General features: G+C 70.9%; 13 protein-coding genes and 1 pseudogene. 4 read left to right on the top strand and 10 right to left on the bottom strand.

All coding sequences use genetic code 11. The annotated features are described in order from the left end of the window. Window positions 1–72: 72 nt before the first annotated feature. Complete coding sequence (locus tag OHB13_RS13840) at window positions 73–1293, bottom strand: acetyl-CoA C-acetyltransferase (protein ID WP_266856303.1); 1221 nt, start codon at window positions 1291–1293, stop codon at window positions 73–75. A 427-nt stretch (window positions 1294–1720) separates the two neighbouring features. Then, window positions 1721–2686, bottom strand: a pseudogene (locus OHB13_RS13835) (SGNH/GDSL hydrolase family protein); the annotation flags it as partial. Between the two features lie 132 nt (window positions 2687–2818). On the opposite strand from OHB13_RS13835, the gene OHB13_RS13830 reads away from it, so the two are divergent. Further along, complete coding sequence (locus OHB13_RS13830) at window positions 2819–4210, top strand: cystathionine beta-synthase (RefSeq protein ID WP_266861018.1); 1392 nt, start codon at window positions 2819–2821, stop codon at window positions 4208–4210. Window positions 4211–4608: 398 nt separating this feature from the next. Here OHB13_RS13830 and OHB13_RS13825 read toward each other — a convergent pair whose 3' ends face one another. The 4 genes from OHB13_RS13825 to OHB13_RS13810 form a co-directional block, all read right to left on the bottom strand. Further along, window positions 4609–5043, bottom strand: coding sequence for a hypothetical protein (locus OHB13_RS13825; protein ID WP_266856305.1), 435 nt, complete (start codon window positions 5041–5043; stop codon window positions 4609–4611). Window positions 5044–5138: 95 nt separating this feature from the next. Then, a complete protein-coding gene (locus tag OHB13_RS13820) occupies window positions 5139–6560 on the bottom strand; it encodes a purine-cytosine permease family protein (RefSeq protein ID WP_266856307.1) in 1422 nt (473 codons plus the stop codon). Window positions 6561–6719: 159 nt separating this feature from the next. Next, window positions 6720–7223 (bottom strand): cysteine dioxygenase, encoded by a 504-nt coding sequence (locus OHB13_RS13815; protein WP_328377292.1) that lies wholly within the window; start codon window positions 7221–7223, stop codon window positions 6720–6722. Beyond that, a complete protein-coding gene (locus tag OHB13_RS13810) occupies window positions 7220–8116 on the bottom strand; it encodes an amidohydrolase (protein ID WP_328377291.1) in 897 nt (298 codons plus the stop codon). Before OHB13_RS13810 ends, OHB13_RS13815 begins: the two co-directional genes overlap by 4 nt. A 206-nt stretch (window positions 8117–8322) precedes the next feature. Here OHB13_RS13810 and OHB13_RS13805 point away from each other — a divergent pair, with 206 nt between their 5' ends. Next, the gene (locus OHB13_RS13805; protein ID WP_266856314.1) at window positions 8323–9339 is read left to right on the top strand and encodes a LacI family DNA-binding transcriptional regulator; all 1017 of its coding nucleotides are present in this window, start codon (window positions 8323–8325) and stop codon (window positions 9337–9339) included. A gap of 148 nt (window positions 9340–9487) precedes the next feature. On the opposite strand, the gene OHB13_RS13800 is transcribed toward OHB13_RS13805, so the two are convergent. The 4 genes from OHB13_RS13800 to OHB13_RS13785 are packed head-to-tail and all read right to left on the bottom strand — an operon-like array spanning window position 9488 to window position 12958. Further along, window positions 9488–10417 carry an ABC transporter substrate-binding protein gene (locus OHB13_RS13800; protein WP_328377290.1) on the bottom strand — a complete coding sequence of 310 codons (930 nt, stop codon included), beginning with the start codon at window positions 10415–10417 and terminating at the stop codon, window positions 9488–9490. 16 nt (window positions 10418–10433) lie between these two features. Further along, the gene (locus OHB13_RS13795) at window positions 10434–11105 is read right to left on the bottom strand and encodes an ABC transporter permease (RefSeq protein WP_266856318.1); all 672 of its coding nucleotides are present in this window, start codon (window positions 11103–11105) and stop codon (window positions 10434–10436) included. Window positions 11106–11108: 3 nt separating this feature from the next. Continuing rightward, window positions 11109–11768, bottom strand: coding sequence for an ABC transporter permease (locus OHB13_RS13790; protein ID WP_328377289.1), 660 nt, complete (start codon window positions 11766–11768; stop codon window positions 11109–11111). Further along, window positions 11765–12958, bottom strand: coding sequence for an ABC transporter ATP-binding protein (locus tag OHB13_RS13785; RefSeq protein ID WP_328377288.1), 1194 nt, complete (start codon window positions 12956–12958; stop codon window positions 11765–11767). The genes OHB13_RS13790 and OHB13_RS13785 overlap by 4 nt, the downstream gene beginning before the upstream one ends. Window positions 12959–13099: 141 nt before the next feature. Between OHB13_RS13785 and OHB13_RS13780 the strand changes: the two genes are divergently transcribed. Together OHB13_RS13780 and OHB13_RS13775 are read left to right on the top strand one after the other, a co-directional pair. Further along, window positions 13100–14626, top strand: a complete 1527-nt coding sequence (locus OHB13_RS13780) for an aromatic amino acid ammonia-lyase (RefSeq protein WP_406072377.1) — start codon at window positions 13100–13102, stop codon at window positions 14624–14626. 173 nt (window positions 14627–14799) lie between these two features. Continuing rightward, complete coding sequence (locus OHB13_RS13775) at window positions 14800–15636, top strand: MurR/RpiR family transcriptional regulator (RefSeq protein ID WP_266856324.1); 837 nt, start codon at window positions 14800–14802, stop codon at window positions 15634–15636. Window positions 15637–15678: the final 42 nt, after the last annotated feature.

Raw genomic sequence — 15678 nt, 5'->3', positions numbered from 1 at the left:
ATCCGCTGTGGATTCACGGGCTGACGGATTCCGTGACGCATTCCGTGACGGATTCCGGCGGGGGCTGCGGAATCAGCTCAGGCGCTCGATGACCATCGCCATGCCCTGGCCGCCGCCCACGCACATCGTCTCCAGGCCGAACTGCTTGTCGTGGAACTGCAGGCTGTTGATCAGCGTGCCGGTGATGCGCGCGCCCGTCATGCCGAAGGGGTGGCCGACGGCGATGGCGCCACCGTTCACGTTCACCTTGTCCAGGTCGAGGCCCAGGTCCCGGTAGGACGGGATGACCTGCGCGGCGAACGCCTCGTTCAGCTCGGCCAGGTCGATGTCGCCGATCGTCAGGCCCGCCCGCTTCAGCGCCTGCTTGGACGCCTCGACCGGTCCGTACCCCATGATCTCGGGGGAGAGGCCGGTGACACCGGTCGAGACGATCCGGGCCAGCGGGGTGAGGCCCAGCTCGCGCGCCTTGGTGTCACTCATGATCACCAGGGCCGCCGCGCCGTCGTTGAGCGGGCAGCAGTTGCCCGCGGTGATGCGGCCGTCGGGGCGGAAGACCGGCTTCAGGCCCTGTACGCCTTCGAGGGTCACGCCGGCGCGCGGGCCGTCGTCCGCGGAGACGACCGTGCCGTCGGGGAGCGTCACCGGGGTGATCTCGCGGGCCCAGAAGCCGTTCTTGATCGCTTCCTCGGCGAGGTTCTGCGACCGCACGCCGAACTCGTCCATGTCCTGCCGGGTGATTCCCTTGAGCCCCGCCAGGTTCTCGGCGGTCTGGCCCATCGCGATGTACGCGTCCGGCACGAGGCCGTCCTCGCGGGGGTCGTGCCAGGAGGCGCCCTCGCTCTTGGCCACGGCCTCGGTGCGCGCCTCGGCCTCGGCGAAGAGCGGGTTGTGGGTGTCGGGAAGGCTGTCGGAGTTGCCCTTCACGAACCGCGACACCATCTCGACACCGGCCGAGATGAAGACATCGCCCTCGCCCGCCTTGATGGCGTGCAGCGCCATCCGTGAGGTCTGGAGGGACGACGAGCAGTAGCGGGTGACCGTACAGCCGGGGAGGTGGTCCATCCCCATGGCCACGCTGACGATGCGGCCCAGGTTGTTGCCCTGCTCGCCGCCGGGCAGCCCGCAGCCCAGCATCAGGTCGTCGATGTCCCGGGGGTCCAGCTCGGGGACCTTGGCGAGGGCGGCCTGGATGATGGTGGCGGTGAGGTCGTCGGCGCGCAGGTCCTTCAGCGAACCCTTGAAGGCGCGGCCGATGGGGGAGCGGGCGGTTGAGACGATCACGGCTTCGGGCATCACGGCTCCATGAGGCTGAGAAAGCGGGCTGGCTGGGCGGTAGTGCTTGGTCCGGCGGCAGTTCTGGTCGGTCTGCGGGGCTGACTGGGAAGTTACCCGGACGTACCGCCGAGGTCACCGGAGAGGGTGTGTGATGCGGGACTCTTTTCTAAGCGACCGCTCAGGATGGTGGCGCGGGGGGCTGCGCAACCCCCGGCTCCCGGCCCGGCCCCGGGTCGGGAGCGACCGGCGGCCTGGGCCCGTGGCGGGGCTCCCCGGGTGGCGCGGCGTGGGCCGTTCCGGGCGGCTGGGTTTCGGACGACCGGGTTCCGGATGACCCAGTTCCGGGCGGCTGCTTTTCGGGCGGCCGGGTGTCGGACGACGGGGTGTGGGAGGGCTGGGTTTCGGACGACCGGGTGTCGGACGACTGCGTTTCGGAGGACTGCGTTTCGGAGGACTCCGGCAGGCGCCGCCGCCTGCGGTGCTTCAGCAGGGCCCAGGGCGCGCGGGCGCCCGTGACCTCGGTGCCCGCCTCGGACGCGGCGGCCGACGCGGCCTTGGCCACCGGCAGCATGTCCTCGTCGCGGGTGGCGTCCAGGTGATCGGTCTCCGGCCACAGGCCCAGTACCGCGCAGAGCGTGGGCAGCACCGCCATCGCGGCCGTCGCATACCCCTCGGCCGAGGGGTGGTAGTTGTCCGGGCCGAACAGCTCCCGGGGGTTCGCCGCGAACTCCGGGCCCAGCATCTCGCCGAGCGACACCGTCCGCCCGCCCTGTTCGACCACCCCGATCGTCTGGGCCGCCGCCAATTGCCGGGAGACCCGCCGGGCCAGCCACCGCAGCGGCTGGTAGACGGGCTCGACCGTGCCCAGGTCGGGGCAGGTCCCGACGACGACCTCGGCCCCCGCCGTCCGCAGCCTGCGGACCGAGGTCGCAAGATGGCGTACGGACTGCGTGGCCGGCATCCGGTGGGTCACGTCGTTCGCGCCGATCATGATCACGCAGACCTCGGGCAGTCGCGCGGGATCGGCGAGCACCAGCCCCACCTGCCGGTCCAGATCGTCCGACATCGCACCCGGCAGCGCGACGTTCCGCAGATCCACCGGCCGCTCGGCCACCGCGGCGAGACCGGAGGCCAGCAGCGCGGCCGGGGTCTGGCCCGCCCGCCATACGCCCTGGCCCGCCGCCGTCGAGTCGCCGAGCATCGCCAGCCGTAACGGCTCCAGGTGCCCCGTGCGGCCCGCGAACGCCAGCCCGTACCGCCCGTCCGCGCTCGGCGCCTGAGGGGCCCGCCCACCGCCCACGGAGCGTTTCGCCAGCTGGACCTCCGCCAGCACCACCCCCACCGCGGCCGCTCCTACCAGCCCGATGCTTCCGCCTCCGTACGCCGCGCCCGCGGCGATCCGTCGCGCCACCCTCGCCCTCGACACTGCCACCTCCTCATAACCGTACACGTGCCAGGCGGTGTCCGGCCGGCCAAGCCGCACATCACCTAACTGCCCGTACACCGGTGCTGCCCAATCTTGTCCAATACGCTGACCGCCATGGTGCAATTCCACGACTCGATGATCAGCCTCGTCGGCAACACCCCGTTGGTGAGGCTCAACAATGTGACCGAAGGGATCAGGGCGACCGTCCTGGCCAAGGTCGAATACTTCAACCCCGGCGGTTCTGTGAAGGACCGTATCGCCGTGCGCATGATCGAGGCGGCGGAGCAGAGCGGTGAGCTGCTGCCCGGCGGCACGATCGTGGAGCCGACCAGTGGGAACACTGGTGTCGGGCTGGCGATCGTGGCTCAGCAGAAGGGCTACAAGTGCATCTTCGTCTGCCCGGACAAGGTGTCAACGGACAAGATCAACGTGCTGCGGGCGTACGGGGCCGATGTCGTCGTCTGCCCCACCGCGGTCGACCCCGACCACCCCGACTCGTACTACAACGTCTCCGACCGCCTGGTCAGGGAAACCCCGGGTGCGTGGAAGCCCGACCAGTACAGCAACCCCAACAACCCGCGCTCGCACTACGAGACCACGGGCCCCGAGCTGTGGGAGCAGACGGAGGGGCGGATCACCCACTTCGTCGCGGGCGTCGGCACGGGCGGCACGATCAGCGGGACCGGCCGGTACCTCAAGGACGTGTCCGACGGCCGGGTCGAGGTCATCGGCGCCGACCCGGAGGGCTCCGTGTACTCGGGCGGCTCGGGGCGGCCCTATCTCGTCGAGGGCGTCGGTGAGGACTTCTGGCCTTCCGCGTACGACAGGACGGTGACCGACGGCATCGTCGCCGTGTCCGACAAGGACTCCTTCCAGATGACGCGCAGGCTCGCCAAGGAGGAGGGCCTGCTGGTCGGCGGCTCCTGCGGGATGGCGGTCGTGGCGGCGCTGCGGGTGGCCGAGGACCTCGGACCCGACGACATCGTCGTCGTGCTGCTGCCGGACAGCGGACGCGGCTACCTCTCGAAGATCTTCAACGACGAGTGGATGAACGACTACGGGTTCCTGGAGCAGCCCGGCACCGAGCCGCGCGTCTCCGATGTGCTGCTCGGCAAGGAGGACGGCATCCCTCACCTGGTGCATATGCACCCGGAGGAGACCGTCGGCGAAGCGATCGACGTGCTGCGCGAGTACGGCGTGTCCCAGATGCCCATCGTGAAGCCGGGGGCCGGGCACCCGGACGTGATGGCCGCCGAGGTCATCGGCTCGGTGGTGGAGCGCGAGCTGCTCGACGCGCTGTTCACCCAGCGGGCCTCGCTGGGCGACGCGCTGGAGAAGCACATGTCCTCGCCGCTTCCGCTGGTCGGCTCGGGCGAGCCGGTCGCCGACCTGATGGCCGTCCTGGGCAAGGCGGACGCGGCGATCGTGCTGGTGGAGGGGAAGCCGACGGGTGTGGTCAGCCGCCAGGACCTGCTGAGCTATCTGGCACGCAACGCCGAGGCCCGCTGAGGATCGCTGAGGGCCGCTGATCCGGTGGTCGCGGGCGGGATTCGCCCAAGTGGTACACGGGTGACACGCCCGCGCAGCACCGTCTTAACACTGCTGCGGCAGATTGGTGGGTGCCGGCAGGGAGACCCGCCGGCACCACGATCGGCGTCACGGACCTCCGGAGCGGCTCCCGGCCTCCAGGACGCCATGGACGCGGCACCCCGGCCCTGACCCGGACCCGCGTCCCTCGCGGGGACCGCTGTCGTCCCGGCCCCCGGTCCGCCGGGGGTGCGGCGGCCCCCGCGATCACCCTGCTACGGCGGCCACGGCGACCGGACCCGCGGTCAGCCCGACCTGCGGCAGTCCTCGCACGACCGGGCCAGTGTCAGCCCGGCCAGTGTCTGTCAGTCCGACCCGCGTCAGTCCTCCCAGTCGGATTCGGACGAGGACTTCGAGCGGTGACGCAGACCCTGGAACAGGCCGCCGTCGCGCGCGGCGTGGACCATGTTGACCCCCGCGATCCCCGCCCAGGTGACGATGAGGCCCGCCAGGCCCGCGTTGACCACGCCGATCGCGGACAGCGGGACGGCCAGGATCATCGTGACGATCCCGAACCCGAACCGCTCGCCGAACCCGCTCTCGGGCTGCTGCGGCCGGCTGCCGCCCCGGGCGACGACCATCTGCTGTTCGGCCATCTGCCGGCGCATCCGCCGGTCCACCGTGCTGTCGAGCCGCTGCTCGACCTTCTCCAGGAACGATTCGACCAGGGCCGAGTCGTAATCCTCGCCCAGGTCCCTGCGGGCGTGCAGGGCGGCGTCGAGTTCCTTCTTCAACTCCGGGTCGCTGGCTTCCATGGTGTCCACGGTACGAACCCGGAGCGCGGGGAGCAGTGGGGCTAACCCCCCAATTCAGTGGGGGTACTCCACCCACCCCGCCGTCCTGCCCCGCCCTACGGGGACGGCACCTGCTCCGGTACGGGCTCGGCGGCCGGCGCCAGGATGGTGGCCGCCGGGATGTGCGAGGTGTTCCGCCGCGCCAGGATCCAGTACAGCGCCGCCGGGACCACCAGCCCCACGATCCAGGAGATGTCGGCGCCGCCGAGGTGGCTGACCACCGGTCCGGTGTAGAAGGACGTGGCCAGGAAGGGGAACTGGGCCACCAGACCGATCCCGTAGACCACCAGGGCGTCCCAGCGCCAGGCGCCGTAGCGGCCCTTCGGGTCGGAGAGGGCCGGGATGTCGTAGCGCTCGCGGGAGACCAGGTAGTAGTCGACCAGGTTGATCGCGGACCACGGCGTGAAGAAGGCCAGCAGGAAGAGCAGGAAGTCCTTGAAGGAGTCGAGGAAGCTGTCCTTGCCGGCCAGGGCCACCACCGTGCCGGCGACCATGATGATCAGGATGTAGAGCGTGCGGCCGCGCGTGGTGAGGGTCTTCTGGCCGCGGAAGCCGCTGATGCTCGTCACCATCGACATGAAGCCGCCGTAGGTGTTGAGCACGTTGATCGTGAGCTTGCCCAGCGCGATGACGAAGTACAGGACCGAGGCCATCAGGCCGGTGCCGCCGAGGCCGACCACGTAACCGACCTGGCTGTTCAGGAAGGCGTCGCCCGCTGTGGCCGCCACCAGGACGCCGAAGGTCATCGACCACTGCGAGCCGAGCGTCGTGCCGCCGAGCGTCCACCAGAAGGTGGCGCGGCCGCTCGTCGTACGGGGCAGATAGCGCGAGTAGTCCGCCACGTACGGGCCGAACGCCAGCTGCCAGGAGGCCGAGAGCGAGACCGCGAGCAGGAACAGCGGGAACGAGAAGCTGTGGTCGTGCAGGACCGTGCCCAGGTCGATGCGGTCGAGCAGCCGGATACCCAGGTAGATGAAGGCGATGGCACAGATGACGCTCGCCACCCGGCCGAGCGTGTGGATGACCCGGTAGCCGATGACGGCCATCGCCGCGGTGATCACGGCGAAGATGACGATGCCCGGGGTGTCGCCGAGGTGGGTCAGCTTGCCCACCGCCTGGCCCGCCAGGACGGTGCCGCTGGCGAAGAACCCGACGTACATCAGGATCACCAGGGCCAGCGGGACCACCGCGCCCTTGACCCCGAACTGCGCACGGGACGAGATCATCTGGGGCAGTCCGAGCCGTGGGCCCTGCGCCGAGTGGAGGGCCATCACGGTCCCGCCGAGCAGATTGCCGAGCAGCAGCCCGACGATCGACCAGAGCGCGCCGCCGCCGAAGACCACGGCGAGCGCGCCGGTCACGACCGCGGTGATATGCAGGTTCGCGCCCACCCAGAGGGTGAACTGCGAGAAGGCGCTGCCGTGGCGCTCCTCGTCGGGGACGACATCGATCGACCGCTGTTCCACCAGGCCTGCCACTGGACGGCCTCCCTCTCACCACTGCGCTGTCATCACGGCGCTGCCATCGCTGGCCGGGTGTGTACCGACCGACGTTGTATCGATCTATGCAGAGTGTGCCGTGATGAATGGAAGGTCAATAGGTCCAGGCGAATTAGTGCAGGTTGGTTAGCTGATTCTTCAGGCGGCGGGACTGTCCATTGGGCGTAGTTCGTCCGCATATGAGACAGAAATCCGGCGCATCAGACCGTCGTCGCTGATGTCGTACTGGCCGAGCCGCCAGAGCGGTGGCGAGTACGCGTGGATCGAGACCGCGTCGTCCGTCGCCCCGGTCAGGCGGTGGATGTGGTCCGGACCGAAGCAGAAGGAGGCGTCCGCGCCGACGGCTGTCGCGAGGTGCTTGCCGCCGATGCGTGGATTCGACTCGGTCAGCACGCCCTGGACCACCCGGACCGCGCCGGACGAGATGTCGTGGTCGTGCCAGCCGGTGTCGTTCTGCCGGGTCCAGCAGAGCAGCCAGATGTCGACGTACTCGTCGCGGTGCAGCGAGGCGTAGTGCCGGTCGGTGTCCGAGAAGGCGACCTCGGCGCGCCAGAGCTCCGGACGGGTGGCCAAGTCATCGACCAGCGACCGGAGTTCACGCTTGTCGAGATTACGGTCGGGCAGCGCGGCGTCGTACGTCACGGGGTTGCTCCTTCCAGGAGGCGGGCGGGGTTGGCGGCGCGGAGCGCGTGGACGGCCGCTTCGGCGCCGAGGTCGGGGATCACTGGGCGGGCGTACGGACGGTCGCTGCCGGTCACGACCACGTCGATGCCGACCGCTCGGACCAGGGCGTCCACCGCCCGGGTGCCGTACGAGGAGGTCTCGTAGAAGGCGTTGGAATCGACCTGGCCCCGGCCGCCGCCCCGGGCCGCGAGCCGCTCGCCGTGCAGCGGGGCGAGGCCCGCGAGGGCGGCGAAGCAGACCCGGAGCCGGGGGTGGCGCGGCCGGCCGAACGCGCGGAAGGCGAACCAGGAGGCGTGCAGCTGCTGGACGTACGGCACCAGTGCGGGCCACCACGGCGGGGCGCCGGGGCCGCTGGGTGCGGCCGCGCCCGGATGGACGAAGAGCGGTTTGCCGGCGCGGGCGAGCGTGTCGAGCAGTGGCGCGCAGTGCGCCCAGCCGGCCTCGTCGAGCAGTGCGGTGGCGGGCAGTTGGAGTCCGGCGCACCCTCGGTCCAGAGTGCGGGCCAGTGCTTCGGGGTCCGGTACGACGAGTCCCGCCGACGCCCAGACGCCGAACGGTGCGGGGAGAGTCAGCGCGCCGTCGTGGAAGGCGGCCAGCAGCGGGTCCGCTTCGGCGGGCGGCAGATATTCGATACCGAGCGGGCTGGAGAGCGAGACGAGCGCCAGCCCGAGCCCGTCGGCATGGGCGAGCGCGGTGCGGGCCGCGATGTCGTGATCGGCAGGATCGACCGCGTACGGCGGCTCTCCTTGCAGGTGGAGCGTCCAGCCGTCGAGGTGCGGGGCGGTGGTGCGGGCGCGCAGCAGCTCGGTGAAGGCCGGTGGCCAGAGGTGCTGGTGGACGTCTACAAGCAAGATTCACCTTTGCGTTAAGCGGTTAACTGATGCGGTTAAGTGAAACGGTTAACGGAGTGGTGTGTCAAGGCTGGCTGTCAAGGCTGGGTGTATGGCTGGGTGTGCTGGGCCGGGGCCGGTCGGGCCGGGCGGGGCCGGGAAGACCCGGTCGCGGGTCTGCGCAATGGCACGGCGGACTGTCGGAGGTGGCCGGTAGGCTTCCCGTCATGGCCAGGCCGAGCAAGCGCACCACCCTCCGCGAGGTGGCAGAGGCCACCGGCCTCTCCACTGCCGCCGTCTCGTATGCCCTGCGTGGCAAGCAGGTCTCCAAGGAGACCGAGGAGCGGGTCCGCAAGGCCGCGGCCGAGCTGGGGTACGAGGCGGATCCCATCGCCCGCGCCCTCGCCAGCGGCCGTACGAGCATGGTCGGCGTCCTCGCGGGCGACCTCCAGGACCTCTGGCAGCAGCAGCTGATGGCGGCGATAGGGCGCGAACTCCTGGCGGGTGACCGCTATGCGCTGATCCTCGACGCGGGCGGCGATCCCGCACGGGAGCTGGTCCTCGCCAAGCAGCTCCGCGACCAGCGGGTGGACGGTCTGCTCGTCTCACCGGTCGACCCATCGGCCGAGGGCTGGTCGAAGATCGCCGAGGCGGTGCCGGTGGTCTCCATCGGTGACTCGCTCCAGCAGGCCAGGACCGCCGGGGAGGTGCTCTTCGACAACCGCGCCGGGATCGACGCGGTGCTGGCGTATCTGGGCGGGCTCGGGCACCGGCGCGTCACGGTGCTGACCCCGACGGGGCCCAGCACCCCCGACCGCCCCGCCGACGTCTATGTGCGCGAGGCGGCGGACCGGCTCGGTCTCGACGTCGAAGTGGTGCCGTGTGCCCAGGAGTTGGGCGAGGCGACCGGGGTCGCGCGCGGGGTGGTGGGCGGCCGCTCCACCGCGGTCTTCTGCTTCTCGGACTCGATCGCGTACGGCGTGTACGCGGCGGCCGCCGAAGCGGGCCTGGCGATCGGCCGGGACCTGTCGGTGGTCGGTTTCGACGACCACCCGGTCTCCCGGGTCCTGACGCCCGCGCTGACGACCCTGGACTGGGGCCTCGCGGAGATCGCGGCGGAGGCGGCGCGGCTGGCTGTGGCAGCGATCGAGGGGCGGCGGGTGCGGCGCAAGCGGATTCTGTGTGCGCCTCGGCTGGTGGAGCGCGGGTCCGCCGCGGGGGCGCTGCCCCCGGGCCCGGCTTGAGTGTGGCCTCGAACTTCCCCGGCTACCGCTGGGAGGCGCCACCAGGGCGGGCTTGAAAACCAAGCCCGTCCTGGGGGTCCCTCCGTACGAAGTCCGGGGGAGTTCGAGGACCGGGGGCCCGTGGGCGGCCCCCCCCAGCAACAGCCTGCTACGCCATCAGCCTGTGCTGCTTCAGCCACGCGTCCGCGACCCGGTCCGGGTCCTTCTTGTCCTTGTCCACCAGGCTGTTCAGCTTCGTCAGCTCGTCCGTCGTCAGCGCGTTGCCCAGCAGGGCCAGCGCCTTGCGGACCTTGCCGTCCGCCTTGCGGGCGGCGATCAGCGGGACGATGTGCTGCGCGGGCACCAGGTGCTTCGGGTCCTCCAGGACGACCCAGTGGTTCGCCGCGACATCCACATCCGTGGTGAAGACGTTGGCGACATCCACATCGCCCTTCTTCAGCGCGCCCTTGACCAGCGGGCCCGACGAGTCCAGTGCCTTGAACTCCTTGAACTCCACGCCGTACTGGTCCTTCAGGCCGACGACCCCCACGACCCGCTTCTGCATCTCGGCCGCCGCGCCGAACACCAGCTTGCCGTTGGCCTTCTTCAGGTCGGCGAGGGTCTTGAGTCCGTACTTGTCGGCCGTCTCACGGGTCACCGCGAAGCTGTCGCGGTCCTCGGCCGCCGCGTACGGCAGGACCTCCAGGCTCGCGGGCAGCACGGCGGCCAGCGCGTTCTGCATGGCGCCCGCCTCCGTCTCGGTGGCCTTCTTGTTCAGATAGAGCAGCAGACTGCCCTGGTATTCGGGGAGCAGATCGATGTCGCCCCCCTTCAGCGCGGGGACGATGATCTCACGGGAGCCCAGGTTCGGCTTGACCGTGGACTTGATGCCCGCGGCCTTGAGCGCCCCCGCGTAGAGGTAGCCGAGTATCTGGTTCTCGGTGAAGTTGGCGGTGCCGATGACCAGCCCGCCCGAGCTGCTTCCGGCGTCGCCGCCGGAGCCACCTCCGTTGAGGGACGTGATGCCGGACGAGCAGGCGGCGAGCATCGGCGCCGATGCGCCGGCCAGCAGGGCGGTGAGTGCGGTACGTCGGTTCATCTCGGGTCTCCAGAAGTCAGCGGGCGGTGTCGGGTCGGCCGCGCAGCAGCAGCCGCTGCACCCCGCCCAGGGCCAGGTCGGCGATGACGGCCAGGACGGCGACCAGCACCGCACCGCCGAGCACCTGTACCAGGTCGCGCTGGGCGAGCCCGTCGAACACGTACCGGCCCAGGCCGCCGAAGCTGACATAGGCGGCGATGGTGGCGGTGGCCACGACCTGCACGGTCGCCAGCCGGATGCCGGTCATGATCAGGGGCAGCGCGAGCGGGAGTTCGACCTGCCAGAGGACCTGGTGGCCGCGGAGCCCCACCCCCTTCGCCGCGTCCTTGACCTCCGGGTCGACGGCGGCCATGCCCGCGTACGTGTTGGTGATGATCACCGGCACGGCGAGGGCGACCAGTGAGACGTACACCGGCCAGATGGAGAGCCCGCCCGCGAGGAAGACCAGGGTCACCAGGCCGACGGTGGGCAGCGCGCGGCCGAACGACGCCAGGTTGACCGCGATGAACGCGCCGCGCCCGGTGTGGCCGATCAGCATTCCGATGGGGAGCGCGATGACGGCCGCGATGACGGTGGCGAGCAGCGAGTACTGCAGGTGCTCGACCAGCCGGTGCGCGATGCCTTCCTGGCCGGACCACTGGGCGGGGCTGGTCAGCCAGGACGCGAGGTTCTTGAGGAGTTCCAGCATGGGTCAGGCGCCCCTCTTCATGGAATGGCGCTGCCTGGTCCAGGGCGTGCACAGCCACTGGACGGTGACGAGCAGCGCGTCCGCCACCAGCGCGAGCAGCAGGGTCAGGATCACTCCGGCGACGACCGGGGTGGGGTAGTTGCGCTGGAAGCCGTCGGTGAAGAGCTGGCCGAGGCCGCCGTACCCGATGTAGCTGGCGACGCTCACCAGCGAGATCGACATCACTGTGGAGACCCGGATACCGGCCATGATCACCGGGAGCGCCAGCGGCAGTTCCACGGTGAGCAGGGTGCGCAGCGGCCGGGTGCCCATGGCGGTGGACGCCTCGCGCACCTTGGCGGGCACCGCGTCCAGGCCCTCGACGGTGTTCCGTACGAGCACCACCAGGGTGTACGCGGTCAGGCCGGTGATCGCCGTCGTCCGGGTGAGCCCGGTGATGGGCAGCAGCAGGACGAAGAAGGCCAGCGACGGGATCGTGTAGAGGATGTTGGAGATGCCGAGTACGAAGCCGCGCAGCGCCCGTACCCGGTGGGCGACGACCGCCAGCGGGAGCGCGATCAGCAGGCCGATGAGGACGGCGGGCACCGCGGTGGAGAGATGGTCAGCGGTCAAGTGCGCCATCTCGCCGGTGTGGTCGGGGAACCAGCCCCAGTCGACGGTCATGCGGCGGAACCGGTCTTCGTGACGTCGGTGGGACCGGTCTCCGTGGCGTTGGTGGTGCCGGTCGCCGCGGGGGTGTCTCCGGCGGCTCCCGCGCTCGTGTGGGCCTCGCCCGCACGGTCGTGTATCGCGTCGCGCGAGGTGACGCCGGTCAGTGCGCCGTCGGCGTCCACCCGGGCCACCAGACCGGCCGGGGACGAGACGGACTCGTTGAGCGCCGACAGCAGCGAGTCGGTGTCGCGCAGCGCCCGGACGGGCAGCAGCGGGGCGTCGCCCGCCGTCCCGGCCGCCGGTGCGGCGTCCGTGTCGAGCCAGCCGAGCGGCCTGTTGTCGGCGGATGCCACCAGCTGCCAGCGGCCCGAGCCCTTCCCCTGGGATATTCGCTCATCCATCCGCTCATCGGCGCGGACGACCGGGGCAGGGGTCTGGGGTATCCCCGCGAGGGTGGAGAGGGACAGCAGCTTCAGCCCGCGCTCGGCGCCCAGGAAGTCCGCCACGAAGTCGTCGGCGGGCCTGGCGAGCAGTTCGGCGGGCTCGGCGCACTGGACGAGATGGCCACCGGTACGGAAGACCGCGATGCGGTCGCCGAGCCGGACGGCCTCGTCTATGTCGTGGGTGACGAAGACGATGGTCTTGTTCAGGTCCTTCTGGAGCCGCAGCAGCTCGTCCTGGAGCTGGGTGCGGACCACCGGGTCCACCGCGCCGAACGGCTCGTCCATCAGCAGCACCGGCGGGTCGGCCGCGAGCGCGCGGGCCACCCCGACGCGCTGCTGCTGGCCGCCGGAGAGCTGGTGCGGATAGCGCTTGCCGGTGTCGGCGTTCAGCCCGACCGTCTCCAGGAGCTCCGCAGCACGGGCACGGGCCTTCTTGCGGCCCCAGCCGAGGAGCAGCGGGACGGTGGCCACGTTGTCCAGGATCGTCCGGTGCGGGAAGAGCCCGGACTGCTGGATGACGTACCCGATGCCGCGCCGCAGCTCGGCGGCGTCCGCTTCGAGGATGTCCTTGCCCGCGAGGCGGATCGTCCCCGACGACGGGTCGACCATGCGGTTGATCATGCGGAGAGTGGTGGTCTTGCCGCACCCGGACGATCCGACGAGGACCGTGATCTGCCCCTCCGGCATGTCCAGGTTGAGGTCGTGGACCGCGGTGGTGCCGTTCGGGAAGCGTTTGTGCACGGAGTCGAATTTGATCATCGGTCATCCCTTGCCCGGCTGCATATGGTCATGCAGAGTTCTCGGTGTCTGAATAATTTGTCAATGGGCTGCGCTGAAACTCTGGTGGTGCCGGTCCATGAGGCAAGACCGAATGTCGGGAAAAGGAGGCGTTCGCGCATGATGTCGTACCGCACGGTGGATACCGGGACCGGCAGCCCCCGGACCACCGGCAGCTCCCGGACCGGCAGCGCCTCGACCGGCATCGTGGTCCTCGACGGTGAGTCCCTTCCGGTCGCCGACGTGGTCCGGCTCGCCCGTGGCACGGCCAGGCCCGTACCCGGTACCGAGGCGATGAAGCGTGCCGAACAGTCGTGGGACGCGGCGCGTGAGCTCGCCGCGTCGGGTCGGGTGTACGGCCGTTCCACCGGTGTCGGCGCCAACCGTAACGAGTCGGTGCCGTCCGGCGCAGCCGCCGACCACGGGCTGCGGCTGCTGCGCTCGCACGCCGGGGCCATCGGGGATCCGCTGCCGGGCCAAGAGGTCAGGGCCATGCTCGCAGTACGCGCCAACCAGCTGCTCGCCGGAGGGGCCGGACTGCGGCCCACCGTCGTCACCGCGCTCTGCGAAGCCCTGGAGTCCGGCGCCCACCCCGTCGTCAACGAGTTCGGCTCGGTCGGGACCGGTGACATCGCGGCCCTCGCCCAGATGGGCCTCGCGCTGGCCGGCGAGCATCCCTGGCAGGGCGGCCCGCCGCCCGCCGCGCTGCGCCTCGACAACAACGACGCACTCGCCCTGATCAGCAGCAACGCCCTCACGCTCGGACAGGCCGCGCTCGCACTCGACGAGCTGCGCGCACTGGTCGACGCGACCCAGGTGGTGGCCGCGCTGTCGCTGCTCGCCGTGGACGGCTCCTTCGAGGCGTACGCGGAGCCGGTGCACGCGGCCCGTCCGCACCCCGGCTCGTACGCCGTCGCCGCCCGCAGCCGCCGACTGCTCGGCGCACCCGAGCGGCCCACCCCGCCGCTGGGCCGCATCCAGGACCCGTACGGCTTCCGCTGTGTCCCGCAGATCCACGGACCCGCCCAGGACGCGGCCGACCTGCTGGAACGCACCATCGCCGTCGAGATCAACGCGGCGGCCGAGAACCCGCTGATCCACGCGGAGGACATGGCGGCCTACCACCACGGCGGCTTCTACATGGCCCAGCTGGCCCTGGCGCTCGACCACTTCAGGCTGGCCCTCACCCAGACTGCCCGGCTCTCCACCTCCCGGCTCTCCGAGCTGAACGAACCCGGGTTCACCCGGCTCAGGCCCTTCCTCGCCGACGGCGAGGCGGCGTCGTCGGGTGTGATGATCCTGGAGTACGCGGCCGGAGCGGCACTCGGCGAGCTGAGCGCCCTGTCCGCGCCGGCCTCGCTCGGGCACGCGGTCCTCTCCCGCGGTGTCGAGGAACAGGCCAGCTTCGCCTCGATCGCGGCCCGGCAGGCGCTGCGGGCCGGACGCGCGTACCGCTATGTCGTGGGCTGTGAACTGGTCTCCGCCGTACGGGCGTTGCGCCAGCGCGAGCTGCGGATCGACCCGGACCTGCCGGTCGGCCGTGCCTTCGCCCTGGCGGACGAGGTGCTCGACCCGGACCACGCGGACCGGCCGCTCACCGACGACGTGGAGACGGCGGCCGCGCTGCTCGACCGGTTCCATGACCTCTGAGGGACCGGGCGGTTCAATGACCTCCGAGGGTCCGGGACCTGAGGGGCCGCCGAGGGACATCCGAGGGGCTTCCGAGGGTCCTCCGACGCGGGCGGTGCCCCGGAGCGGGCGCCCGGGAGGCGGGCGGTTCAATGAACTCTGATCTGGATGTGGAACTTGAGGGGGATGACGGCATGAGCGACAGCCCGGCCGCACGGCTGCAACAGCTCTTCGAAGGGCATCGGCTGACACCGACCCAGCGGCGCATCGCGCACTGCATGGTGCGGCAGGCCGCCGAGGCGCCTTTCCTCTCCTCCGTCGAACTGGCCGAACTGGCCGGGGTCAGCCAGCCGTCCGTCACCCGGTTCGCGGTGGCGCTCGGCTTCGACGGCTACCCGGCGCTGCGCCGGCACCTGCGGGAGGTCGCCCCGGCCGGACGTGAGGCGGACGACGACAGCCTCAACGAGTACCAGCAGGCCGTCCACTCCGAGATGGAGAATCTGCGCCGGCTCGCCGAGGTACTGGCCGATCCCTCACTGGTGGAGCGCGCCGGCCGGCTGCTCGCGCAGTCCCCGACGCTGCCGGTACTGGGGCTGCGCGCCGCCTCCTCGCAGGCCAGGGGGTTCGCGTACTTCGCCGCCAAGGTCCACCGGGATGTCCGGCTGCTCGACGAGGGCGGCACGATGCTGGCCGACCGCATCGACGCCTCGGTACGGGCGGGGGCCACGGTGCTGCTCTGCTTCGCGCTGCCGCGCCACCCGCGTGAGGTGGTCGAGGCGCTCGCGTACGCCCAGTCGGCCGGGCTGACCGTGGTGACGGTCGCCGACTCGGCCTTCGCGCCGGTCGCCCGGCACAGCGACATCCTGATCCCCGCGGCCGTCGGCACCGGCCTGGCCTTCGACACGGTGTGCGGGCCGATGCTGCTGGGGCGGGTGCTGCTTGAGGCGATGTGCGACGACCTGCCGGAGGCGCAGTCGCGCCTGGAGGAGTTCGACACACGGGCGGCGGCGCGGGGGCTGTTCGTGGAGTAGCTGTTCGTGGAGCGGCTGTTCGTGGCGTGGCCACGGGCTTCT

Source organism: Streptomyces sp. NBC_00440, assembly GCF_036014215.1.
Taxonomy (GTDB): Bacteria; Actinomycetota; Actinomycetes; order Streptomycetales; family Streptomycetaceae; genus Streptomyces.
This window is presented reverse-complemented; position numbering and strand designations above follow the sequence as displayed.